This is a genomic window from Deinococcus sp. KSM4-11 (assembly GCF_004801415.1).
Classification (GTDB): domain Bacteria; phylum Deinococcota; class Deinococci; order Deinococcales; family Deinococcaceae; genus Deinococcus.
Window position 1 is genome coordinate 54,986 of sequence record NZ_SSNX01000010.1, and the last position, 21,572, is coordinate 76,557.

Below are 21,572 nucleotides of genomic sequence, written 5' to 3' on the forward strand. Positions count from 1 at the left end.
GCCGCGTGAGTCTCGGTGGGTGTTCACCTGTGGCATGGAGAACGGCAGTGGCCTGACCTTTGCAGTGCGGGGCCAGCAGAGGTACCCCGCAGGTGACGACGTCGTCATGGTGTGGCTCGACATGGAAGGGCTCGGCTGTGTGGGCGGCGATGCGCCCCCACCACGAGTGGCGGCAGGCCTGGCGATCCTGCTGGACTTGCCCCCGGGCGGGGCGACGGTGCCTACCCGTGGGATGGCGTCGGCCGGACTGCGTGGCGATCGTGCAACACGGCCATGAACGCGTGAAAGGTGCTCAGGGTGTGAGGGTGGGCCGCGAACAGAAGTTCCGGGTGCCACTGCACCGCGACCAGACCGTCGCCCTCGACCGCCTCGACCAGTCCGTCCGGAGCGTGGGCTGCGGCGCGCAGCGTGGGTGCCAGGACATCAATTCCCTGATGGTGGTACGAGTTCACCAGGGCACGTTCTCCGTGCGCGGCGTGCAGGGCGCTGCCGGGAACGAGGGTCACCTCGTGGCCCAGGGTGGGTGGCCGGGCAACCTGGGCGTGATCCACCCAGAATCTGGCGTGGTCCGGCAGATGCTGCCACAGGGTGCCGCCCTCCAGCACGTTGATCATCTGCACGCCCCGGCAGATGCCGAACACCGGTTTGCCCAGCGTCCGTGCCGCGCGGTACAGCTCGGTCTCGTAGCGGTCGCGTCCCTCATCCACCTCGCCGAGGCCGCGCACCGGGTGGGCGCCGAAGTGCCGGGGGTGCACGTCCACGCCGCCGGTCAGCAGCACGGCGTCCACGATGCGGGCGTGTTCGCCGGCCAGTTCGGGCAGCGGTGGAAGCTGGATGGGCAGGGCGCCGACCACCGCCAGGCCCTCGGCGTAGTTCTGGGAGGTGCCGCTGAAGCGGCGGCCCAGCCCGGACGTCTCGGTGGGCTGCGAGGTGCTCAGGCCGATCAGGGGGCGTGCGGGCATGGCCCGAGCATAGAGCAGGCCACCGTATCAAGCCTCTGAAAACGAGATGCTCAGCGGCCCGATGTGGTGGCCTGCTGAATATTCAGAGCGGGCGTGGGGCTGACCCCGCTGGCCTACCTGACGAGGTGGCGCATGCTGCTGGCAGCGAACCGGCTCACCGCTGGCGGGGAGAGCGTGGCCGACATCGCGCTGTCGCTGGGGTATGAGTCTGAGGCGGCATTCAGCACAGCGTTCAAACGGGTGATGGGCCGCCCGCCCCGCCGGTATGGCCGACAGGGCCATCCTGCAGCTTCAGACTGAACGGTAGACAGGAGCGCGGCGTGTGGTTGCTGATTTGGGGTTGGACAGGCCAGCTGAGGTAGGGGGTTCTGGCAACTTTGTGTGTTGCGCTGAGCCGTGGGACGCTGAGCGCGTCACTCCCACTCGGGCCGACAAGCCTGCTGGCAACTTCGACCCTGCAAGGTCGTGTGTTAAATCCTGGCCGGCCCGAGACTCCTTCAACCAGACGCAACAGTATTCGAGGCGTCCGAGCCTGCACACAAAATATCGTCGATTGAATTAGGGCAGTGACCATCCATCCTCACTGGGGGTTTGTATGGCTGTGCTTGGAATCGACGTTGGAAAGGACGAGTTATATGTCTCACTGCGGAGCCAGAAAGGAGAATCCCAGGGAAAAGTCAAACCGTTCCCGAACACCGCTGCAGGGCACCGACAGCTGGTTGCCTGGCTGAGAACGTCGCGTGCGGTGGTCGCGGAGACCCAGGTGGTCATGGAATCGACCAGCGTGTACTGGGAAACCATCGCGATGTACCTCCACGAGGCCGGATACGTTGTCAGCATCGTCAATGCCGCACAGATCAGGTTTTTTGGCAAAAGCCTGCTGAAGCGCGGCAAAACCGATGTGTTGGACGCCGAATTGATTGCACACTATGGAGCTGCGATGCATCCAGCGTGCTGGATGCCCCCAGAGACAGAATTGGTCGAATTGCGTGCTCTGATGCGAGGCCGGGCGAGTATCGTTGAGCTGATCACGCTCGAGAAAGGCCGCCACCACGCGATGGAGCATCAATTTCAGTCGAGTCCAGTGGCGCTGAGGTGGATCGAAGCCCGTCAAGCATTTCTCGCACAGCAACTTGACGAGGCGGATACTGAAATCCGGACGCTGATCAAGGCATCGCTGCGTCTACATCAACACGTCGAACTGCTGTCAACGGTTCCGGGGATTGGCCTGCTTACCGCGTCGGTCTTGTTGACCGAAACCATGACGTTAGGTCAGATGGAGCATGCGGATCAGTGGGCTGCGTACGCTGGCCTTTCACCGATGCCGCACCAGTCCGGGCACTTCGTCGGGAAGACGAGGATCTCCAAGATTGGGAATGCTCGTCTGCGACGAACATTCTATCTTTCGGCTCTGACGGCCTCGCGAATGACGACTCCATTCGGCGACTTCTACCGCCGCCTCACAGCCTCAGGGAAACCGAAAAAAGTGGCTCTCATTGCGCTGGCACGCAAAATCATCCGAGTCTGCTTCGCCGTCTTAAAATCAGGCCAAGCGTATGACCCCGGCTATACACGAGCGTTGCAACCTGGTGCTTGACGGATCCCTAGCAACACAGTATTTTGTGGGTTGCGCTGAGCTGTGGGGCGCTGAGCGCGTCACTCCCGCTCGGGCCGACAAGCCTGCTGGTAACTTCGACCCTGCAGGTCGTGTGTTACATCCTGGCCGGGCCTGCGAATAAGGGTGGGCCCTCAGTGCACTTCGGGGACGAAGACACTGGGACGGAGGTGGAAGTACACCCCGAGTGTCCGCATGTGGGTGAGCGTCCACGTGTCCTCGCCCGCCAGCAGGCGCTCGATCTCGCTGACCTCCAGACGGGTGGCCTCCGCGAGGGCGGCGCTCGTCAGGTCACGGTTCTCCATCAGGAAGGCCAGCAGATCCTGCGTGGGCACGCCGTCCAGTGGGTAGGCCACCGTCTCGTACTCCTCGACCAGGGAGCTGACCACGTCGAGCAGGGGATCGAGTTCGGGGTGCTCGTGCACGTGATCAAGCAGGACGTTGATCAACGCGAGGGCCTGCTCATTCTGCGTTTCGGTGGTGATACCCGCCAGGAGGCCGTGGGAGGCCTCGACGGCGGCAGTCCACGTGGTGACCAGGGCTTCAAGGTCAGGGGCCGGCATGATGGTCATGGTTCTCCTCGACACCAGCGCGGAGCTGGCCTGCATGGGGGTGGATGCTGGATGGTCAGGGTAGCGCGCCCATGGTTGGCCAACTGTCCAGCTTGACGATTGGGTATTCCCGGCATGGTGCGCCAGGGCGTGAGGCCGTACCCTGGGGGCATGCTGGATCGCATTGTGATCGACTCCAACATCTGCAACGGGCGGCCCACCGTGCGCGTCACGCGCATCACCGCCCAGACCATCGTGGAATTCCTCGCCGCTGGGAACTCCGTTGACGACGTGCTGGACGAGTACCCCACCCTCACCCGCGAGGACATCCTGGCGTGCCTGGCGTACTCGTCGCGGCTCCTCGCGCACCAGTTCACGCTGGAACGGATTGCTTGACCTCCCGCGGGTTCCTGCTGGACGAGAATCTGTCGCCCCGCCTCAAGGCGGGCTTCGGTGCAGACGTGCTGGTGGTGCACGCCCGTGACCTGGGCGAGAACCCCACCGACCTGGAGCTGTGGACGGATGCGGCCGAGCATGCCCTGGTGATCGTCACCAAGGACGCGGACTTCACCGACCGGGTGCTGCTGCAGGACGGCCCGCCGCCGTGGGTGGTGCAGCCGCACTGCGGCAACCTGCGCGCCAGAGAGATGCGGCTGTTCCTGGAGGCGCAGTGGCCCCGAGTGGTGGCCCTGCTGCCCCAGCACCGGCTGATCCAGGTGCACCTGGACCAAATCGAAGCCGTGACCTGAGGGCCGCTGCTGCCCCCGTCGGGGGAAAGGTTAGGCCGTCACTTCAGCGCTGCGACGCCGTAGCCTGGGCCAGTGCGCCGACTGCTTTCCCTTGCCCTGCTGACCATCACTGCTTCCGCCCATGCCCAGCACCAGGTGGTTCAGCCCGCCCCGTGTGGCGCGAACACCACACCTGTGGTCGCCATCGCCATCCAGTACCACCACGGTGCAGCCCATGGCTGGGACTTCACCGAAGCGCTGGACGACGCCCTGGTGCGTGAGGGCTTCCGCACCTATACCGACGCGTCTTATCCCAGGTGGAGGAAGCTACCATCCGTCTGGAGGGCACGGTGGACGACTCGAAGGGCCTGAGCGGCACGTCAAGCACCCGCGTGGGCAATGCGCGCCTTGACGTCGTGGACGTTGATAGCCGGCAGGTCATCCTGACTCTCGCTCAGCAGCAGGCGGGCTTCGTGTTCAGCGCCCCGACCCTGATTGCGTTTGTGGGCATGGTGGTCAAAGAGGTCAAGGCCCGCTACTGCCAGCTGCACTGAGCGCTGGGCAGCGCCGCTCAGCATCGGACTGCATGAGTTGACGCTCCCTGCATACCGCGCTATCTTGAAGAAATCAAAGGCGACCTCCGGGTCGCCTTCTTGCGTTTCAGGCCAGGGTTACCGGCGCGCCCGCGCCTCCAACCACCACGTGTGGGCTGGGCGGAGGTCGCTGCGCTTGGGCCCCAGCGCCTGCCTGGTGCGCCTGACCAGCTGCCGGATCTCGGGCGGGGGGCCTTCTACTGCGCGGCCCGTGTCCCCGTCAGCACGACCAGCAGCACATGGTCAACGAGCCGGATCAGCCGCTCGCGCGGGATCGAGCCCCCAGCCGGTCCGCCCTCGTGCGCCAGGAGTGCGATGACCGTTTCACTGAGGACGTCCAGCTCCACCACCGACAGCGGCGCGTGGCCCGCCGCCGCCGCCTGGCCCGCGAGTCTGCTCAGCTCCGCCCGAACGAACGTGCTGGAGCGCTCACTCAGGGTGCGGTACAGATCCGGGTGCGACCGCGCCATCTCCATCGTCGCGGTGACGGTCTCGGGCTGGCCCTCGCAGTTGCCGACCTGCACCATCAACGCGAGCAGATCGTCCCGCAGCGAGGTGCCGGGGTAGCGAGGAGCGGTCATGGGGTTCAGCGTGGCCACGGCATCGGCCACCACATCTGCTTTCGCCGTCCACCGCCGATACAGCGTCGCTTTCGATACCCCTGCCCGCGCTGCCACGTCGGTCATGGTCAGGGCGTGGTACCAGGCAACACAACCATCCCCTGCCTTATTCAATGACCTTCAGCTTCAGTTCATTTGTAAAGGATCGGGTAAACCCTGGCATGTACGACCCAAGCCAGCCCCCGTCAGACTGCCTGGAGCATTTTCATTCAGTGCTGTTTGAACACAGAGTTATTCCAGCGCCGCTTCTTCTCAGTAAACCGAATCGCCCTCAGGAGTGTCCCATGACCATGCTTACTCTTCTTTATTACCCTGCCTCCCCATTGTCCAAATGGGGAGCATCCTCATGACGCTTGTCGACAACGGTACGATCCTCACCCGCATCAACTGGACAGGTGTTGTTGCTGGCCTCGCCGTTGGCGTTGTCACCCAACTCGCCTTGAGCGCCCTGGGCGTCGTCTTCGGGGCAGGAGCCAACTCGTTCGGCAGTCTGGCCATCGCTACGGTGATCTGGTTGGCCATCAGTGTGGCCGTGTCAAGTTGGCTGGCCGGACTGACGGCCGCCCGGGCGGCGGGATACCTCACGCCTGCCCAGGGCCGGTTCAATGGCCTGGTCACCGGTAGCCTGCTTGCGCTCCTCACCACCCTCGTCCTGAGCAACGCCTTGACCGCGGGCTTCCGCACGGCCAGCAACGTTGTTGGTGGAGTGGTTGGCACGGCGGCGTCCGGCGCGGCCGTGGCTGGTACCGCCGCCGCCAACAGCGGCGCGTTGCAGAGCGACCCGGTGCAGAACATCCTGGGGGGTCTGGATGATCAGGAGATCGGTCAGTTGATCTCGGACGGTGCTCCGGAACTCACCGACCAGCAGGCGACGGCGGCCACCAAGGTTGTCAGCGGGATCATCCGCCGGGCCAGCACCGACATCGGCAATAACCTGGGGGATCTGACCAACCTCGGGCAACTGGTGACCAAGCGCGTGGATGCGATTACGTCGGCGCTCTCCGGGAAGGATCTGGTGAGCCGATTGCAGCGTCAGGGACTGAGCCAGGCGCAGGCGCAGCAGACGGCGCAGGCCATCAGCAAGCGGGCAGCGGATCTCAAGCAGCAGGCGCTGGATACCGCGGCCGCGACAGAACGGATTGCCCGTCAGGCGGCGTCGACGGCGGCCTGGGGGTTCCTGCTGGCGTTGGGGCTGATCCTGGGCTTCGCAACCTTCGGCGGCGGGATGGGGGCTGACCGGCCCGCTGCAAGCGTGAATCCAACACGCCACTAAGGGGGAGTGAAAGCAGATTGACTGCAGGAACGCACGGTAGTTGAAGTCCCACAGTGATCGTGTTCTTGCCCGTTGACAGCACCCCCGCTTCTGCGGGGGTGCTTACTTTCCGGGAGGTAGAGGTGACTGCACGGCCCTTACCCGTGCCCAACAGCGCTGCAGTGAAATAACGCATTCCGGCTTATGGAGGGCCGTTTCGAATGCTGTGCTGGCGTGGGGCTTACCCTCTGGCGCCACGCCAGCACAGCAGGCGTGCTCAGGGGGCCCATGCCTGACGCGTGAGGTGGTGGCTGTGATGCAGGATCCGCTCGCGTCCGTGTTGATCCAGCACCGTGACCTGCAGGGCATCCCGCGTCACCACGCGCTGCACGGTGATCAGCTCGATCTGGTTCACGCGCACCACATCCCCCTCCTTTACCTCCGCCAAGGTGATCGGCTCCCACAACATCATCCTTTCCTCCATGTCGACCCACCCACCGACGTCGATAACCCCCTCGACGCCGTGGGGAACCAGGGTGTGGTGTGGCCCGCGGTCTGATGACGGCACGACCGCTCCGGTTCACGGCGTCCTCCCCGCTGTGCCTGCGTCGGACGTCTCGGCGCCCGCTGCCCGACGCGCCAGTCCGCCCATGGTCAGGCCCTGTACCAGTACCGAGAACACCACGATCACGTAGGTCATCACCAGGAACAGTTCCCGCTCCGGCCCCGCCGGCACACTGAACGCCAGCGCCACGCTGATCGCCCCGCGCAGGCCCCCCCACACCATCAGCCGCCGCGTGAAGGGTGGAAACCGCCCCGCCCCGAGCAGCCACACCGGCACCGCCACGCTCACCGCTCGGACTGCCAGCAGGAGCGGCACGGCCAGCACCCCCAGGATCAGCGCTGTGCCGTTGAAGGTCAAGGCCACCACCTTCAGGGCCAGCAGGACGAACAGCACGATGTTGAGCAATTCATCCGTGAGCTCCCAGAAGCCCTCGAACTTCTCGTGCGAGGTCAGGGTGGCCGGCACGCGGTCATTGAGCAGGCCGATCACCAGGCCGGCGGCCACCGCCGCAAGCGGCGCCGACGTGTGCAGGTGCGCCGCGACAGCGGTGCACGAGACGACGACGCCCAGGGTGATCAGCACCTCCACCACGAAGTCGTCCAGGTGCCGCAAGGCCCACCAGCCGACCACGCCCAGGACGCTGCCGAGCAGCAGGCCGCCCAGGGCCTCCTGCGCGAAGAACAGCGCGACGCCAGGGGCACTGGCGGCGCCGTGGGCGCCCGCCGCTGTGGCCACGCTGGCGATGACGGCGAAGGCGACGACGCCGACGCCGTCGTTGAAGAGGGACTCGCCGGCGACCAGGGTCTCGATGCGCCGGGGCACCTGGGCCCGCTTGAGCACCCCCAGCACCGAGACCGGATCGGTGGGGGAGATCAGGGCGCCGAACAGCAGGCAGTACACCACGGGGATGTCGAGGCCGAACAGGCGCACCAGACCGAAGGTCACCAGACCGACCAGGGCGGTCGAGAGGGCAGTGGACAGCAGGGCGAAGGTGAGCACAGGGCCCCGTAAGGCCCACAGGGCGCGTGAGTTGACGCCGAGGGCACCGGCGAAGAGCAGGAAGGACAGGACGCCCTGGAAGACGAAGTCCTCGAACTGGATGTCCTTCACGAGGGCGACGGCAGTCTGGGCGAAGGGAACCTTCAGGGCGACCAGGAGCAGCAGCAGCACGCTGAGGGCGAGGCCCAATGCCGTCACACCGATCGATGGAGGCAGCTTCAGGAAGCGGTTGTTGAGAAAGGCCAATGCCCCGGTGACGACAATCAGGAGGGCGGAAAGGTCGAGCAGTGACATGTGGAACGTCCTTCTGTGAGGGGCGGTCGGGAGGGTGCCACCGACAAGGCAGCGGAGGAGCCTGCATGCAGGCTCCTCCAGGTCGGCGTATGGTCGCCGGTACCCGCCCGTGGGCAGGATTGTGGATGCAGTGTAGCGGTTCAGGGCTCCAGACCACATCCCACCGCACCGGCACGGGTTCAGCTCAAGGCCCGGCGGCGCGGTCCAGGGCGCCAGGTTTGTCGTGCACTCCCAGCCGGTCGATCAGGGTGGCCGAGGCTTCATTCAGACCGACGAGCTCCGGGGTGACGCCCTGCCGCATGAACTTGAGCATCACCTTGTCCAGCGCCCCGACCGCCGAGCCATCCCAGAAATGTGCGTCTTGCAGGTCGATGACCACCCGTGGGGCGGGATGCCCGAACTCGAACTGGTGCAGGAAGTCGTGCGTGCTGACGAAGAACAGCTGGCCCCGCACGTGGTAGGTGCGGGTGCCGTCGGCGCCGTCCGCATGACTCACCTGCGAGAGCTGGGAGACCTTCCGCGCGAACATCAGGGCGCTCAGCACCACGCCGACCAGCACCCCGAAGCTCAGGTTGTGGGTCAGCACTGTGACGCCGACCGTCGCCAGCATCACGATGCTCTCGCCTCTCTGGAACACGGTCAGCGTCCGCAGGCTGCTCCAGTCGAAGGTGCTCACACTCACGACGATCATGACCGCGACCAGCGCCGCCATCGGAATCTGCACCAGCAGCGGTTGCAGCACCAGGATCAGGATCAGCAGGCCCAGGCCGGCCACGAAGGTCGACAGCCGTCCCCGCCCGCCGTTGGTGACGTTGATCATGCTCTGCCCGATCATGGCGCAGCCTGCCATCCCGCCGAAGAAGCCGGTGATGACGTTGGCGATGCCCTGGCCACGGGACTCGGTGTTCTTGTCGCTGGTGGTATCGGTGCGCTCATCGATCAGCTGCGCGGTGAGCAGGCTTTCGAGCAGGCCGACGATGGACAGCGTGAGCGCCACCGGGAAGATGATCGCCAGGGTCTCCAGCGTGAAGGGCACCTGCGGAAGGGTGAAGGGCGGCAGGGCCGTGGGAAGGGCCCCCATGTCCCCGACGGTCTTCACGTCGGCGCCGGTGACCACGGACACGACCGTCAAGGCGACGATGGCGACCAGGGCGCTGGGAATGGCCTTGTAGACGCGGGGCAGCAGGTAGATGATGGCCAGTCCGGCCGCGACCATGGCGTACATCTGCCAGTTCGCCCCGATGAACTGCGGGAGCTGCGCCATGAAGATCAGGATGGCCAGGGCATTGACGAAGCCGGTCATCACGCTGCGGGGCACGAATTTGAGGTAGCGGGCCAGCTTCGCCCAGCCGAAGACGATCTGGAGCAGCCCGGTCAGCACGGTGGCCGCGAACAGGTAGGCCAGACCGTGGTCCTTGACCAGCCCGACCATCAGCAGGGCCATGGCGCCGGTCGCGGCGCTGATCATGCCGGGTCGCCCGCCGATGAAGGCAGTCACGAGGGCGATGATGAATGACGCGTAGAGGCCGACCTGCGGGTCGACGCCGGCGATGATGGAGAAGGCGATGGCTTCGGGGATCAGCGCCAGCGCGACGACGATGCCGGCCAGGACGTCCTTGCGGGGGTTGGCGAACCATTCCCGGCGGTACTGGGCAAGATCGAAGCGGGGGGGTGGAGTGGGAATAGCGGTCATGTGCACCTCGTGGGGTGCCGGGACAACCCGGTGGGTCTGCCGCGGTGGGCGGCAGGCTCGCGTCCTGTGGAGGACGGTGGTCGGGTTATCGTCGGGGGCGTCACTCGGTCGGGACGCCGCACCCGCGGCCGGGACAGTATGCAGTATCGGGGGCAGAGCGGCAAGCAGGGTCCTGGATTCGGGCCGCGGGTGCGAGTCCCCATGGGGAGAGCGTGTCGCCGTCAGCTCGCCTGAACGTCGGCGCAGATGCCATATAGAGGATGGGGATGCGACCACTAGTCCTTACACGTGTCATCTCACCCACATGAGACGCTGAAACGGTGAGCCAGCTGTACGGGCCCAGGACAGAGCAGGATGCCGATGCAGCCGCCCTGTCCGCCCTCCTGCTGTCGCGTGACATGAGGTCATGCCTCCAGGTATTTCACCGGATGCTCTTCTGCCTGGCCCATCGCTCTCCATTTCCTGACCCAGGAGAGGCGGTCTACCTTGCCCTGCTCCATATTCAGCAGTGCTGCGTGAGCTCTGGCACCGCAGCCCTGCCAGCACGGCTGCGGGTGCTCGGCGTGGCCAAACAGCGCTACGACCAGCTCCTGAACCAGGCAGGTTGATCGCACCGCGAAGACCATTCCTCCCTGGTTCATCCTCGGCCCAGCGGGCCCTCTTGGTGAAGCCTGACCCCTCCCGCAGCACTGAATTTGTCCTCTGATTCCGATAGTCTGCGGGCCATGCCTGAACGTCCGGTTCCTCCTGCTCTGGCCCAGCAGGTGCAGGATCTCACCGAACGTCTCAACCGCGCCCTCGCCGACCACGAACGGCTCCTGGTGCAGCAGCAGGAAGCGGAAATCCGCAGCCGCGCCCTGGAGGCCTTCGCCACCCTGGCCCGCGACCTCACGCTGGAACAGGCCCCGCTGCCATTGATCGGCCGCGCGCAGGACATCCTGGTCGACCTGATGCCGGACGCCATCTGCACCTACTACGAAGTGTCCCGTGGGACATGGTGGCTGCGTTCCCATCGCGGCACCTTTCGCGATCCCGCCCTGCTGCGCGGTCTGGCCAGTGGGCTGCCGCGTGGCGCGACGATCAACCTCGACCGGCCCTTTGACCAGCGGCAGGGGTTCTACCAAAACGTCTACGATCCGAGCACCACGGCGGCCGTCCAGGCGGCGCGGATCATCCGTGCCAGCGCGGCCTTTCCTGTCGAGGTGAGCGGACGGGTCACGGGCGTGCTGGTGGTGGGCCGGCATGACGCGTACACCTGGACGACGGTCGACCGAACGCTGCTCGACACCATCGTCACGAGCCTGAGTCTGGCCCTGGAACGCGCCGTCCAGACCCGAGAACTGGCAGACGAGCGTGAGGGCCTGCTGGCCTTTGCCGCGTTTACAGACGCCGTGGGGGTTCAGACCGACGTGCTGGCGCTGGCGCGTCAGGCCACTGAGGTGGTCAGAACCCAACTGGGAACCGTCAGTGTCGCCTACTACGAACTCGAGGATGACCTGTGGAAGGCGCGGGTCTGGTCGAAGGACATCACCCCGGACGTGGCCGCCGAGATCAGCGCGGGGATATCCCAGGAGGCCCCCGATTTTCGGCGGGCGCTGCTCACCCCGGATGGGCTGTTCGTGAACGGCTGGGATGCCCAGGCGAATCGAGTCGACACCACGGAGAAATATGGTGCGGTGGCCTTTTTTCCACTGTTCGTCTCTGGGGAGGCCTGCAGTCTCCTGGTCACGGGCACCCAGGAAGCACATGACTGGACAGACCGTGACCGGGCAGTCATTCGGGCGGTCGGCCGCAGCCTGGCGCTGGCCCTCGAACGCGCTTCACAGACCCGGCAGCTGCAGCTGCAGCGCGACACCCTGGACGCCCGCACGGCGTCCCTGACTGCGGCGAACGAGGAGCTGGAGGCCTTCACGTACTCGGCGTCCCACGACCTGCGCACGCCCATCCGGCACGTCACGGGCTTCGCCGACCTGGCCCGGCGGTCTCTTAGGCGCCAGCAGAACGAGCAGGTGGAGCGGCATCTGGACATCATCCAGCAGGGGGCGCAGCGCATGGAGAGCTTGATCGAGGGCATGCTCACCCTGTCCCGCGCAGGCCGGGAGGGCTTCCGGCCTGTTTCTGTCGACCTGGGGCCGATTGTGAAGCAGGCGCGGGAGGATGCTGCGCTGGAGTTTCCCGCGCATCCGGTGGAGTGGCACGTGGACGCCACCAGCGTCGTCTGGGCCGATCCGGTGCTGCTCCAGCAGGTCATGACCAACCTGCTGAGCAACGCCGTGAAATATTCCAGCACCCGTGAATCGTCCGTGGTGCGCCTTCACATGCAGGAGACGGACATCGAATGGATCATCGCCGTGCGGGACAATGGCGTGGGCTTCGATTCCCGGTATGCCGGGAAATTGTTCGGGATCTTTCAGCGGTTGCATTCCCAACAGACGTTTCAGGGCACCGGCGTGGGTCTGGCGACCGTGCGGCGGATCGTCCTCAAGCACGGCGGACGCGTCTTCGCCCACACACATGAGGAGGGGGGCGCCACGTTCGGCTTCACGCTGCCCAAGGCGCTGGCAATCTAGAAGGTGCTGGGCAGGTGATGCGTTCCTCACGCACTCGACCTCCTGGTTAGCGATGCCCAGGGGTTCGTCGAGGTGTGGCCCCACGGATTGCGGCGGGCCCCTCTTCCAGGAAAAACGCAGTCTCGAGGAAGGATATGTGTTCAAACAGAGGGTCTGCCAGCGGGAGTGGTCGAGCAGGGGCTTTTGCCGATGCCGGCGATCGCTTCAGTGGGTAAACCATCAGTGGACAGCCTGATGTCCAGGCTGTCCACTGCACGCCGTCTTCCCACCCCTCAGCCTGCCGTGGCACCAGTGCAGCCAACGCCCCCTCAGTTCGGTTCGACGAGGGCGGGGCCCTGCCACGCGAACCGGTCGAGCACCCCCTGCACGATGCCCTGCACCCCCTGCATGGTCTGGTTCGTGAGATCCAGCCCGTGCACCCGGCCGTCCGCCCCCGTGAACACCAGGGCCGTGAAATCCAGGTACCCACCCACCAGACTGCTGCCCGTCCCCACCGCTGCCTGGATCGCGTCGGACGGCCGCAGGGTCATGGAGGTTCGCCGGGCCAGCAGGTGCTGCACCCGGTCTTGCGGGTGCAGCACGGCGCTGCGGGCGGCCAGCACCTGTGGCCACTCGGCATCGAAGCGTCCCGCTTCGCGTTGCGCGAGTGGCGGCACCTCCGGATGAACCGCGATCATCCGCAGGTACGTGCCCACCTGCGCCAGGCTGGACAGCACGCTTTCGGCCGCCATCAGGAGGGAGGCCTGCACGAACGCGCGTGGCAGGCGGCCGCCCTCCCACTTCTCGTCGCGCATCTGGCGGGTGGTCTGCCGGTGCAAGGCCGGATCCCAGGGCGCGCTTGTCTGCGCACTGAGACTGGCATGCAATGCGAGCCAGCGGGCCCGGTCGTCCAGGCGTTCTTCCCAGGTCACGCGGTCACCCTCGGCCTCGAGGACGGTGGCGTACTCGTCCTGAAAGCGCCACAGGGCAGCGTTCGCGTGGAAAAAGGCGTGGACGGCCAGGGTCAGGATCAGGTCTACCTCGCCGGTGCTGGCCGAGGTGGCGCACAGGACGCTGCCCGGCGCGGTGATGTCGAAGACCTGTTTCTGGAGCCACATGCCCGAAGTATGGGTGGGCTGCTGGCGGAGGGAAAATGCCGTTTCTTAGGGCAGTGCGGGGGTGCCTCCCGCCGTTTGGTGGGGGTTGGGTGAAGGGGCGTGCCCTGGTGCCGGAGGTCATCCGACCGGTGCACAATGCTGAGCCTGGACGGCTCCACCGCTTCCACAGGTGTGTCCCACACAGGCACAGCGTGCCCCTGCCCGCGCCAACTGACGTTTTCCGGTGAGATCGAGGTCGGGATGCAGATCCGGACTCCATCCGAATTGGGTCTGGCGGCGTGGGTGCTCATCTTCCCAGCGGTGCGAATCAACTGTCCCCGCAGGTCGACCTCCAGCGTGAAGCGAGGGTCACCGCCCGCGCCGGGGACGAGGCAAGTGATGCCCGGACAGCGGTCGTCGAGGAGTTCGATGTTCCCGCCGCTGTCTGGGAGCACGAAGTGGGAGAGTTGGGCGAGGGTCACGGGCAGGCCTGTCAGTCAGGCCGACAGGGTGCTGGACTCTGCGTCAGTGCGGCCTGACAGGGAAGGCAGGTAAAGGGATGGGGGCTTGGGGTTGGCGATTCAGTCTTATAGGCTGCAGCATCCTCCGTCCTGGTCTGTGCCGGGTGCCGATCATCGATCCTGGGGCAGGGTGACTCCCAGCTACCCTGCGAATGCGCCGGGCAGGCCGCAGAGCTCAGTGGGGCGGGGGGACATCGCCCAGCAGCTGCTGCAGCGCCGCATTCACCTGCTCCCACAGCGGCTGTCCCAGTGCAGCACGGTACTGGTCTTCAATCGCGCGTTTGACCTCCTGGGCGTCCAGCAGGTAGCGCCATCCTGCCGCCGTAAAGTGCACCCGGGTCGCCCGCCCATCTGCGGCGTCGGGGTGGCGTTCGACGTAACCGTGGGATTCCAGTTCGGCCACCAGTTGTCCGGCGGCCTGTTTGGTCATGCCCGCGCGCTCGGCGATGGTGACGATCCGCGTGCCCTCGGTTTCCAGGTGGGGGAGCAGGTTCGTGTGGGCCAGGCTCAGGGCGGTGTGCCCCCGGGCGTGGAGCTGTTCGAGGGCCAGGACGTTGTAGGCGCGGGCGGCACGGTGCAGGAGGCGGCCGATGTGCTGTTGTCGGGCGTGTTCCAGGGTGGTGGCGTCTGGGGTCTCTCGCAAGATAGTCATCCTCCTTGTCTAAATGGACAAGTAGGGTTACTATACCGTCAGTCGTGCCCAGGCCACGACCCGGAGGCCCACATGATCGCGATCCACGCCGCAGCCACCCACGCCATCGAAACACCCAACGGAAACCACGGCACCAGCCTCGCCACCCCCCGGCTCGGGGCCACCGAGGTCACGGTCGTGCGTCAGCGTCAGACCCCCGGCGGCTCCAACCCCACCCACGTCCACAGTCGCGAGGAAGTCATGGTGCTGCTCTCGGGCCAGGTCACCGTCAGCAGCGGTGAGGAGCGGATCGACCTGTTCCCCAGGGATACGCTGATCGTGCCGGCCCAGACGCCGCACCGGGTGGACAACACGGGGACAGTCGACGCCGAGTGGCTGATCATCTCGCCTGCTGGGATGCAGTTTTTCCGGGACACCGGCGAGGAGGCCAGTCCGCCCTGGATCAAATGACCTCCCGTGCGCTGGGGTGAAGCAGGGAGGACAGCACAGCTCTACATGACACTGCTTGCCCTGTCTTCGATCCTGGCCGCCTGAGAGACTCGCGGACACGGGGCCCTGCCGACCGTGCCGGATGGCCCAGCGGCGGAAGTGCGTTCGGGTTCGGGATGAGGTCGCTGGTCAAGGCCCTACCGATGAAGCGCCCGTGAACAGTTGGCGCAGGCCATCACGACCGAGAGTGGAATCGCGTACGCCTACGAGCAGACCGCCGGCACCTGGACGCCACGGGCGGGTGACCTCCCCCAGCTGCTCGGTGATCTCCAGCAGCGACGTTCAGGAGCTCCGCCCGGTTGAGCTCCTGAACGTCACTGCTGAGGCCGCGGCCCCAGCGACGAGCATCGGCCACACGCTGGCAAGCCTTCAGACGAGCCCGAGAATCAGCCCCCGAGGGCGGCGCGCCGCCACGGCGCGCCTTGGGCATACCGGCCATCACCTGCCCGTCATATCTGCGCAGACCGGTGCGGCGCAGCCACGCGGTGGTGACCATGCCGGTCACGAGGGCCGGGCCGATGGCGGTCTGGCCAGCCGTCGGCCGTGATCAGGGGTACGCCAGCATCCGATGGTCGTTTGAGGTTGAACAGTTGGCGCTGTGGCCGTCCTCACGCTACCTTCTGGGCCTCCCCTCATTCCTGATGGTGCCGTGTGTGCCCGGGAGCGACACTGGTGTCGGGAGTCGCCACCGCGAGGCCACTGCATGCCGATTCAGATCACTTCAGACAGCCAGGAGCCTTGTGGCCCCCCAAGCTGAAGCACGTCATCACGTGGTCGTGGCTGGGGCCTACTTCATGGCGATACTCGTCCTGCAGTGGGTCGCCTCGTTGTTCAACGTGGCATCGTCCCTGTCGCTGTGGTATCTCCCGTCTGGACTGACCTTTGCCTTCCTGGCCATCTGTGGCTGGCGCTGGGCCCCGTGGGCCCTGGTGGCCAGTGTGGCCGGCAATGTCCTGACGTCCTCCTACGCGCCGAACGTTCTGGCAGCCGTCCCTGGCATCCTGGCGTATGCGGGCGGCGCGGCCGTTCTTAACACCGTGCGGCGGAACCGGCAAGGACTGGCCCTACCCCAGGATCTGGCCACCCTGACGCTCGTGGTTGCAGCTTCCAGTGCCGCTGCGGCCCTCGGGGACGTCAGCGTCCTGTATCTCACCGGTACGTTCATGGGGCCGCCCATGGTGGCCCCGTGCGTGGACTGGTGGATCGGCGATCTGGTCGGCATCATCACCCTCGGCCCCGTGCTCCTGCTGGGTCTGGAGCGTGTCCATCACGCAGTACGGGACAATGCTGTCCTGGCGAGGTTCCAGGGCTGGTTCCAGCGGTACGGGCTGGAGTTGCGACTGATCGTGCTCGTCGTGGCCGTGACTGTCCTCGGGGTCTATACCATCGAGTCCACCACTGGACTCCGCGTCGCTTTCCTGTACTTCCTGCCCCTGCTGTGGTTGTCCCTGCGCCCGACCTTCCTGCTCTCCGCGCTGGGCACCTTCCTGATGAACGCCGGCATCATCGTCACCCTCGCGCACCTGAACCTGAGCCCATCGCAGCAGCGGGACAACCAGCTCCTGATCGCCACCCTCTCCCTGGTGAGCCTGCTGGTCAGCATCCTGGAGGCGCAGCGCCGCACCCAGCAGGCGGCGCTGCAGTACCAGGTGGAGCATGACACCTTGACGGGGCTCACCAGCCGCGTGGCATTCCAACCTGCCGTGGACGCCCTGGTGCGGGCCGCCCACCCTGGCGAGCGGCTGCTGTTGCTGTTCATCGATATTGACCGGCTCAAGCACATCAACGATGCCCATGGGCACCTGGCCGGCGACGCCTACCTCAAGAGCGTCGCCGGCCAGCTGCGACACTCGACAACGACAGTTCCGGATCTGCAGGCCGTGGTCGCCCGCCTGAGCGGCGATGAGTTCGCGGTTGCCGCCCGGGTGAAGGGGCAGGACGACGCCCTGATCCGGGGGGTGCTGGACGGCCTGCACCGGACAGTGCGGATCGCTGGCCACGACCTGCAGATGGCGTTCAGCATCGGGGTCAGTGTCGCAGCCCTCCGTCCCAGCGACGGCCACACGGTGCTGGATTCATTGGATCTGGCCACCCTCATCCAGCAGGCCGACGAGGCCATGTATCACGCCAAGCAGTCGGGCCGGAGCCTCCAGTGGTTTGAACCTCCCCCGGAAAGCGGCCTCACCGCCCTCGAATGCGAGCAGGGTCTGCGGCGCGCCCTCGAGACGGAGGGCGAACTCGTTCTGCACTACCAGCCGCTCATTGACCTGCAGACGCGGGAAGTGCTCGGCTGCGAAGCGCTGGTGCGGTGGCAGCATCCCACACGCGGCCTGCTGGGGCCGGCCGCCTTCCTCCCCGTCGCTGAACGCACCGGTCTGATCATCCCGCTTGGCCGTTGGGTGCTGCGCACGGCGTGCCTCCAGGCGGGCCTGTGGCGTCGCCAGCATCAGCGTCCACTGCGCATCTCCGTCAATGTGGATGCGCAGCAGTTCCGCACGGACACCTTTGTCCGGGAGGTGCTGGACGCCATTCAAGTCGGGGAGATTGCGGCGAGCCAGCTTGACCTCGAACTCACAGAAAGTGCCATTCTGCTCGACGCGACCACGGCCATTGAGCACCTCGAGATCCTGCAACAGCACGGCGTGCGGCTGGCCCTGGATGACTTTGGGATGGGATATTCGAGCTTGTCCCATCTCCGTGACTTCCACGTGCACGTTCTGAAGATCGATCGGTCGTTCACCCGCAATCTGTTGAGCAATGGGCGGGATCTGCGCATCGTCCAGGCGATGGTGGCCCTGGGACACTCCCTGGGCACGCGGGTGTTGATTGAAGGCATCGAAACGGTGGAGCAGCTGGAGATGGCCGCCACACTGGGTTGTGATGAGGTGCAGGGGTACCTGTTGGGACGTCCTGTCCCCCCGGCGCAACTCGAACTGAGCGGGAGGACACAGGACTCATGACGATGTCAGGTGCCCTTGCGCACCATGCCCGGCCAGGGTGGATGTCAGATCCTGGCCCCGACCAGCCGCCACACGTGCTGACAGCAGGATATGGATGCCGATCGTCCGGCTGAATGCGGGGCGGATCTGGGGAACGGGTCAGGAGGGCTTCCAGCTGGCGCCTACCCTCGTTGAGCATCGTTCACTGCCTTGCTGCAGTGCCGATGACGTGACGGCGGAGATCGGCACCGTACTGGGTAAAAAATGCAGCGGGTGGCATGGGCGGGTCTGGTGGGCGCCGGGCTGTACGCGCCGCCTGGGTTCCGCGCAGAATCCATGTTCGGTCAGGTCGTTGCCCGTGAAGTCTGCCGCATCTCGCGTCATACCAGGGGGCGTGGCGCTGACCCCCTGGTCTCCTGCAGCCGCGCCGCCACTGCGATGTAGCGCTCCCAGTGGCGCCTCCGAACCGTCCGGGACAACGCCATTCTTGGTCGCGCGGTCACGCGCTGGCCTTGTGGAGTCGGCGCACGTGCGACCAGGCGTGCTCGATGGCCTGTGGGGTCGCGTCGAACAGGTGGTGACGATTCGTCGTGAGGGCGTCCAGCAGGCCCATCCGGGTCAGCAGGGCCAACGGCTGATCCTGCAGGCCGCTGAGCAGCAGTGTGATGCCGTGTGACCGGAGTTCCCGGTGAATGCCTTCCAGGGCCTGGGCGCCACTCGCATCGAGGTGATGCACGCGGCGCAGTCGAAGTATCACGACGTCGACCTCCTGGTTCGCGGTCAGGTTCTCGAGGAAGCGGCCCGCCACCCCGAAGAACAGGGGGCCTTCCACGCGGTAAGCGAGCACGCGCGCCTGCAGCAGCGCTACGTCGGCGTCAACAGGAGCATTCTCCGCGACATCCATCGCTTCCAGGCTCACGCTGCGGATCATTCGCTGGATGAACAGCACGCCTGCCAGGGCCAGACCGACTTCGATGGCGAGGATCAGGTCGAAGGCGACCGTGACGGTCAGGGTGGCGAGCATGGTGGCAAAGTCGCTGCGCGTAGAGCGGCGTAAGGCCTGCCACGTGTGCGTCTCAAACATGCGCAGGGCGGTGACCAGCAGAATGCCGGCCAGGACGCTCAGGGGCACCAGGGCAGCCGCGCGGCCGAGCAGCAGTACCACCAGCAGCAAGAACAGGGCGTGGATCATGCCGGCGACGCGGGTCTGCGCTCCACTGCGGACTCCGACGGCCGTGCGGGCGATCGCCCCCGTGGCGGGGATGCCGCCGAACAGGGGGGCGACGAGGTTCGCCAGGCCCTGGCCGAGCAGTTCCCGATCCGGGTTGTGCCGGACGCCCCGGGTCATCCCGTCGGCCACGACTGCTGAGAGCAGGCTCTCGAGGCCGGCCAGGATGGCGACCGCCATAGCTGCGCTGAACAGCGCCGGGAGGGTGGCGAGGTCGAACGCGGGAAGGTGCGGCAGGGGCAGGCCCGCAGGAATGACCCCGATGCGCGGCACGTCAAGGTGGAGCTGCAGGCTGACTCCGGTCACAATCAGCAGCGCGACGATGCCGCCTGGGACGCGGGTGGTGACGCGGGGCCACAGCAGCATGATGGCGGCGGTCACCGTGGTCAGGACGAGGGGAGTGATGGACGGAGCATCAAGGTACGTGTGGAGCACCTCGAAGGACGCGGGCAGGATGCCCTCACATCGCGGGGCGCGAAGCCCAAGCGCCGCCGGGAGTTGCTGGAGGGCGATGATGATGGCGATGCCGTTGGTGAACCCGGTGATGACCGGCCAGGGAATCAGGTGGACGGCGCGGCCCAGGCGAAGCAGGCTGGCGAGGATCAGGAGGGCGCCTGCCATCATGCCAATCACGAGAACCTGGGAGAGTCCGTACCTGGCGATGACAGGAAGAAGGACGACAGTCATCGCGCCTGTGGGCCCACTGATCTGGAAGCGGCTCCCCCCGAAGGCGCTGGCGACGAGCCCCGCGACGATGGCGGTGATGAGGCCAGCGGCGGCGCCTGCGCCGCTGGTGACACCGAAGGCCAGCGCGAGGGGCAGGGCGACGATGCCGACGGTGACGCCGGCCAGCAGATCCTGCAGAAAGCGGGCGCGGGTATACCCCTGGAATTCGGCGCGCCAGGTGGGCAGAGGGTTGAGTCCGCCCAGGACGCTGGCCGACGCGGACTGGGCTGGGGCGCTCATCGGCGTATGACCTGAGCGTCGATCTCGCGCCGGTACCGGTTGAGCTGGCGCTCGTACAACTGGCGGCCGAGGTCGAGGAAGACGTAGACCTCAGGGTCTTCGTTGCGGTAGTAGGCCAGCGTGCCCTCCTTGCGGAAGGTGATGAAGTGGTGGGTGCGCAGGATGGTGAGGTGCTGGCTGATGGTGGCCTGCTCGCCGCCGGTGAGTTCCTGGAGCTGGGTGACGGTTTTCTCGCCGTCTCTGAGGGCATCGAGGATGGCGAGGCGCAGGGGATGGGCGAGGCTCTTGAAGAGGCTGGCCTTGTAGCGGTGCAGGCTCTGTTCCATAAGAGAAATATAATATATGAATAGACTAATATAAAAGGTGGCGGAGTCACCCGCGCGACAGGGCCACGCTCCATGGTCAGGAGGGAGAACAGAGCGCACTCGAGCGTCACCCATGACGGCACGCGCCCCCGGAGACCACCCATGTACCAAGCCGGCAGCAGGCACAACGAAGCGCACTTCACCGGCTCAGAACGCGTCCGGGACATCGTCATCGGCCTGAGCGACGGCCTGACCGTGCCGTTCGCCCTCGCCGCTGGCCTGTCCGGCGCCGTGGCCACTGGCCACGGCGTCCTGATCGCCGGCCTCGCAGAGATGGGCCGGCAGAATCGCCATGGGGCCGGGCGGCCACCTCGCCGCCCGCAGCGAACACCAGTCCTATATCGCGGAACGGGCCCGCGAGCAGCAGGAGATCATCGAGAAACGCGACGCCGAGAGTGCGGAAGTACGCGAGGTCTTCCAGCAGTACGGCCTGAGCGGAGGCGGCCACGCAGGCGGCCACGCAGGCGGTCATCAGCCGCCCCGGTACGTGGGTGGACTTCATGATGAAAGACGAACTCGGGCTGGAGGAGCCGGATCCAGAAGGGGCGCTGCAGTCTGCGTTCACGATCGGCGTGGCGTACATCGCGGGGGCGTGATCCCGCTGGCCCCGTACGCCCTGACGCTCGGCCTGAACCAGGCGCTGGTGATCGCAGTGGTGCTCACGCTGATCGCCCCGTTTGTGTTCGGAGCGCTCAAGGGACGGTTCACTGGCTCACCCATCTGGCGCAGCGCGTTCCAGACCATGTTCGTGGGAGCCGCCGCGTCCGGCGCTGCTTCCTGATCGCGCGGGCTGTGTCGGGCACGGGTGGCGGCGCCGGCTGAGGATCTGTGGGGCAGCGATCGTTCTGGAGAGCGCCGGAGCGCCACAGGAGGGCCGAGACAGCGATCCGAGCT

20 protein-coding genes and 2 pseudogenes are annotated in these 21,572 nt (G+C 66.2%); 12 read left to right on the top strand and 10 right to left on the bottom strand.

Features of this window, described 5'->3' with window-relative positions:
* Positions 1–221 precede the first annotated feature (221 nt).
* Positions 222–962 carry a gamma-glutamyl-gamma-aminobutyrate hydrolase family protein gene (locus tag E7T09_RS20175; RefSeq protein WP_136391011.1) on the bottom strand — a complete coding sequence of 247 codons (741 nt, stop codon included), beginning with the start codon at positions 960–962 and terminating at the stop codon, positions 222–224.
* A 93-nt stretch (positions 963–1,055) separates the two neighbouring features.
* On the opposite strand from E7T09_RS20175, the gene E7T09_RS22610 reads away from it, so the two are divergent.
* Positions 1,056–1,262 (top strand): helix-turn-helix transcriptional regulator, encoded by a 207-nt coding sequence (locus E7T09_RS22610; RefSeq protein ID WP_205747058.1) that lies wholly within the window; start codon positions 1,056–1,058, stop codon positions 1,260–1,262.
* Positions 1,263–1,557: 295 nt separating this feature from the next.
* Positions 1,558–2,559, top strand: a complete 1,002-nt coding sequence (locus tag E7T09_RS20185) for an IS110 family transposase (protein WP_136391012.1) — start codon at positions 1,558–1,560, stop codon at positions 2,557–2,559.
* Between the two features lie 152 nt (positions 2,560–2,711).
* Here the strand turns inward: E7T09_RS20185 and E7T09_RS20190 are convergent, their stop codons facing one another.
* On the bottom strand, positions 2,712–3,149 hold the full coding sequence (locus E7T09_RS20190) for a type II toxin-antitoxin system HigA family antitoxin (RefSeq protein ID WP_136391013.1): 438 nt from the start codon (positions 3,147–3,149) through the stop codon (positions 2,712–2,714).
* 150 nt (positions 3,150–3,299) lie between these two features.
* On the opposite strand from E7T09_RS20190, the gene E7T09_RS20195 reads away from it, so the two are divergent.
* From E7T09_RS20195 to E7T09_RS20205, 3 genes are all read left to right on the top strand, one after another.
* Positions 3,300–3,524 (top strand): DUF433 domain-containing protein, encoded by a 225-nt coding sequence (locus E7T09_RS20195; protein WP_136391014.1) that lies wholly within the window; start codon positions 3,300–3,302, stop codon positions 3,522–3,524.
* The gene (locus tag E7T09_RS20200; protein WP_205747059.1) at positions 3,521–3,877 is read left to right on the top strand and encodes a DUF5615 family PIN-like protein; all 357 of its coding nucleotides are present in this window, start codon (positions 3,521–3,523) and stop codon (positions 3,875–3,877) included. The genes E7T09_RS20195 and E7T09_RS20200 overlap by 4 nt, the downstream gene beginning before the upstream one ends.
* A gap of 329 nt (positions 3,878–4,206) precedes the next feature.
* The gene (locus tag E7T09_RS20205) at positions 4,207–4,410 is read left to right on the top strand and encodes a hypothetical protein (RefSeq protein ID WP_136391015.1); all 204 of its coding nucleotides are present in this window, start codon (positions 4,207–4,209) and stop codon (positions 4,408–4,410) included.
* 236 nt (positions 4,411–4,646) lie between these two features.
* Here the strand turns inward: E7T09_RS20205 and E7T09_RS22130 are convergent, their stop codons facing one another.
* On the bottom strand, positions 4,647–5,183 hold the full coding sequence (locus tag E7T09_RS22130; protein ID WP_255578459.1) for a TetR/AcrR family transcriptional regulator: 537 nt from the start codon (positions 5,181–5,183) through the stop codon (positions 4,647–4,649).
* A 232-nt stretch (positions 5,184–5,415) separates the two neighbouring features.
* Between E7T09_RS22130 and E7T09_RS20215 the strand changes: the two genes are divergently transcribed.
* The gene (locus E7T09_RS20215) at positions 5,416–6,342 is read left to right on the top strand and encodes a hypothetical protein (protein WP_136391016.1); all 927 of its coding nucleotides are present in this window, start codon (positions 5,416–5,418) and stop codon (positions 6,340–6,342) included.
* 256 nt (positions 6,343–6,598) lie between these two features.
* Here E7T09_RS20215 and E7T09_RS20220 read toward each other — a convergent pair whose 3' ends face one another.
* The 3 genes from E7T09_RS20220 to E7T09_RS20230 form a co-directional block, all read right to left on the bottom strand.
* Complete coding sequence (locus E7T09_RS20220) at positions 6,599–6,793, bottom strand: hypothetical protein (protein ID WP_136391017.1); 195 nt, start codon at positions 6,791–6,793, stop codon at positions 6,599–6,601.
* A 108-nt stretch (positions 6,794–6,901) separates the two neighbouring features.
* Complete coding sequence (locus E7T09_RS20225) at positions 6,902–8,179, bottom strand: sodium:proton antiporter (protein ID WP_136391018.1); 1,278 nt, start codon at positions 8,177–8,179, stop codon at positions 6,902–6,904.
* A 184-nt stretch (positions 8,180–8,363) separates the two neighbouring features.
* Entirely contained in the window at positions 8,364–9,872 is a 1,509-nt protein-coding gene (locus E7T09_RS20230; protein WP_136391019.1) for a SulP family inorganic anion transporter, read from the bottom strand.
* A 320-nt stretch (positions 9,873–10,192) separates the two neighbouring features.
* Between E7T09_RS20230 and E7T09_RS20235 the strand changes: the two genes are divergently transcribed.
* A complete protein-coding gene (locus tag E7T09_RS20235; RefSeq protein ID WP_136391020.1) occupies positions 10,193–10,480 on the top strand; it encodes a hypothetical protein in 288 nt (95 codons plus the stop codon).
* A 117-nt stretch (positions 10,481–10,597) separates the two neighbouring features.
* Positions 10,598–12,442, top strand: a complete 1,845-nt coding sequence (locus E7T09_RS20240) for an ATP-binding protein (RefSeq protein WP_136391021.1) — start codon at positions 10,598–10,600, stop codon at positions 12,440–12,442.
* A 308-nt stretch (positions 12,443–12,750) separates the two neighbouring features.
* Here E7T09_RS20240 and E7T09_RS20245 read toward each other — a convergent pair whose 3' ends face one another.
* Together E7T09_RS20245 and E7T09_RS20250 are read right to left on the bottom strand one after the other, a co-directional pair.
* A complete protein-coding gene (locus tag E7T09_RS20245) occupies positions 12,751–13,539 on the bottom strand; it encodes a hypothetical protein (RefSeq protein ID WP_136391022.1) in 789 nt (262 codons plus the stop codon).
* 675 nt (positions 13,540–14,214) lie between these two features.
* The gene (locus tag E7T09_RS20250; protein WP_240741913.1) at positions 14,215–14,691 is read right to left on the bottom strand and encodes a MarR family winged helix-turn-helix transcriptional regulator; all 477 of its coding nucleotides are present in this window, start codon (positions 14,689–14,691) and stop codon (positions 14,215–14,217) included.
* Positions 14,692–14,763: 72 nt separating this feature from the next.
* Here E7T09_RS20250 and E7T09_RS20255 point away from each other — a divergent pair, with 72 nt between their 5' ends.
* Positions 14,764–15,141, top strand: a complete 378-nt coding sequence (locus E7T09_RS20255; protein ID WP_136391023.1) for a cupin domain-containing protein — start codon at positions 14,764–14,766, stop codon at positions 15,139–15,141.
* Positions 15,142–15,821: 680 nt separating this feature from the next.
* Positions 15,822–18,140: a bifunctional diguanylate cyclase/phosphodiesterase gene (locus tag E7T09_RS20260; RefSeq protein ID WP_255578461.1), complete on the top strand. Its 2,319-nt coding sequence runs from the start codon at positions 15,822–15,824 to the stop codon at positions 18,138–18,140.
* A gap of 478 nt (positions 18,141–18,618) precedes the next feature.
* Here E7T09_RS20260 and E7T09_RS20265 read toward each other — a convergent pair whose 3' ends face one another.
* Entirely contained in the window at positions 18,619–20,313 is a 1,695-nt protein-coding gene (locus tag E7T09_RS20265; protein WP_136391025.1) for a SulP family inorganic anion transporter, read from the bottom strand.
* Positions 20,310–20,639, bottom strand: a complete 330-nt coding sequence (locus tag E7T09_RS20270) for a metalloregulator ArsR/SmtB family transcription factor (protein WP_136391026.1) — start codon at positions 20,637–20,639, stop codon at positions 20,310–20,312. Before E7T09_RS20270 ends, E7T09_RS20265 begins: the two co-directional genes overlap by 4 nt.
* Before the next feature lie 141 nt (positions 20,640–20,780).
* On the opposite strand from E7T09_RS20270, the pseudogene E7T09_RS22615 reads away from it, so the two are divergent.
* Together E7T09_RS22615 and E7T09_RS22140 are read left to right on the top strand one after the other, a co-directional pair.
* Positions 20,781–21,054, top strand: a pseudogene (locus tag E7T09_RS22615) (VIT1/CCC1 transporter family protein); the annotation flags it as partial.
* A 127-nt stretch (positions 21,055–21,181) separates the two neighbouring features.
* Positions 21,182–21,459: pseudogene (locus E7T09_RS22140) on the top strand (VIT1/CCC1 transporter family protein).
* Positions 21,460–21,572: the final 113 nt, after the last annotated feature.

Excerpts from the sequence above, each read along its gene's own strand:
- E7T09_RS20195 (WP_136391014.1), top strand. The coding sequence starts at position 3,300 with ATGCTGGATCGCATTGTGATCGACTCCAACATCTGCAACGGGCGGCCC.
- E7T09_RS20190 (WP_136391013.1), bottom strand. The coding sequence starts at position 3,149 with ATGACCATCATGCCGGCCCCTGACCTTGAAGCCCTGGTCACCACGTGG.
- E7T09_RS20215 (WP_136391016.1), top strand. The coding sequence starts at position 5,416 with ATGACGCTTGTCGACAACGGTACGATCCTCACCCGCATCAACTGGACA.
- E7T09_RS20185 (WP_136391012.1), top strand. The coding sequence starts at position 1,558 with ATGGCTGTGCTTGGAATCGACGTTGGAAAGGACGAGTTATATGTCTCA.
- E7T09_RS20260 (WP_255578461.1), top strand. The coding sequence starts at position 15,822 with ATGGTGCCGTGTGTGCCCGGGAGCGACACTGGTGTCGGGAGTCGCCAC.
- E7T09_RS20175 (WP_136391011.1), bottom strand. The coding sequence starts at position 962 with ATGCCCGCACGCCCCCTGATCGGCCTGAGCACCTCGCAGCCCACCGAG.
- E7T09_RS20270 (WP_136391026.1), bottom strand. The coding sequence starts at position 20,639 with ATGGAACAGAGCCTGCACCGCTACAAGGCCAGCCTCTTCAAGAGCCTC.
- E7T09_RS20255 (WP_136391023.1), top strand. The coding sequence starts at position 14,764 with ATGATCGCGATCCACGCCGCAGCCACCCACGCCATCGAAACACCCAAC.
- E7T09_RS20220 (WP_136391017.1), bottom strand. The coding sequence starts at position 6,793 with ATGATGTTGTGGGAGCCGATCACCTTGGCGGAGGTAAAGGAGGGGGAT.
- E7T09_RS20250 (WP_240741913.1), bottom strand. The coding sequence starts at position 14,691 with ATGACTATCTTGCGAGAGACCCCAGACGCCACCACCCTGGAACACGCC.
- E7T09_RS20265 (WP_136391025.1), bottom strand. The coding sequence starts at position 20,313 with ATGAGCGCCCCAGCCCAGTCCGCGTCGGCCAGCGTCCTGGGCGGACTC.
- E7T09_RS20245 (WP_136391022.1), bottom strand. The coding sequence starts at position 13,539 with ATGTGGCTCCAGAAACAGGTCTTCGACATCACCGCGCCGGGCAGCGTC.
- E7T09_RS20230 (WP_136391019.1), bottom strand. The coding sequence starts at position 9,872 with ATGACCGCTATTCCCACTCCACCCCCCCGCTTCGATCTTGCCCAGTAC.
- E7T09_RS20240 (WP_136391021.1), top strand. The coding sequence starts at position 10,598 with ATGCCTGAACGTCCGGTTCCTCCTGCTCTGGCCCAGCAGGTGCAGGAT.
- E7T09_RS20225 (WP_136391018.1), bottom strand. The coding sequence starts at position 8,179 with ATGTCACTGCTCGACCTTTCCGCCCTCCTGATTGTCGTCACCGGGGCA.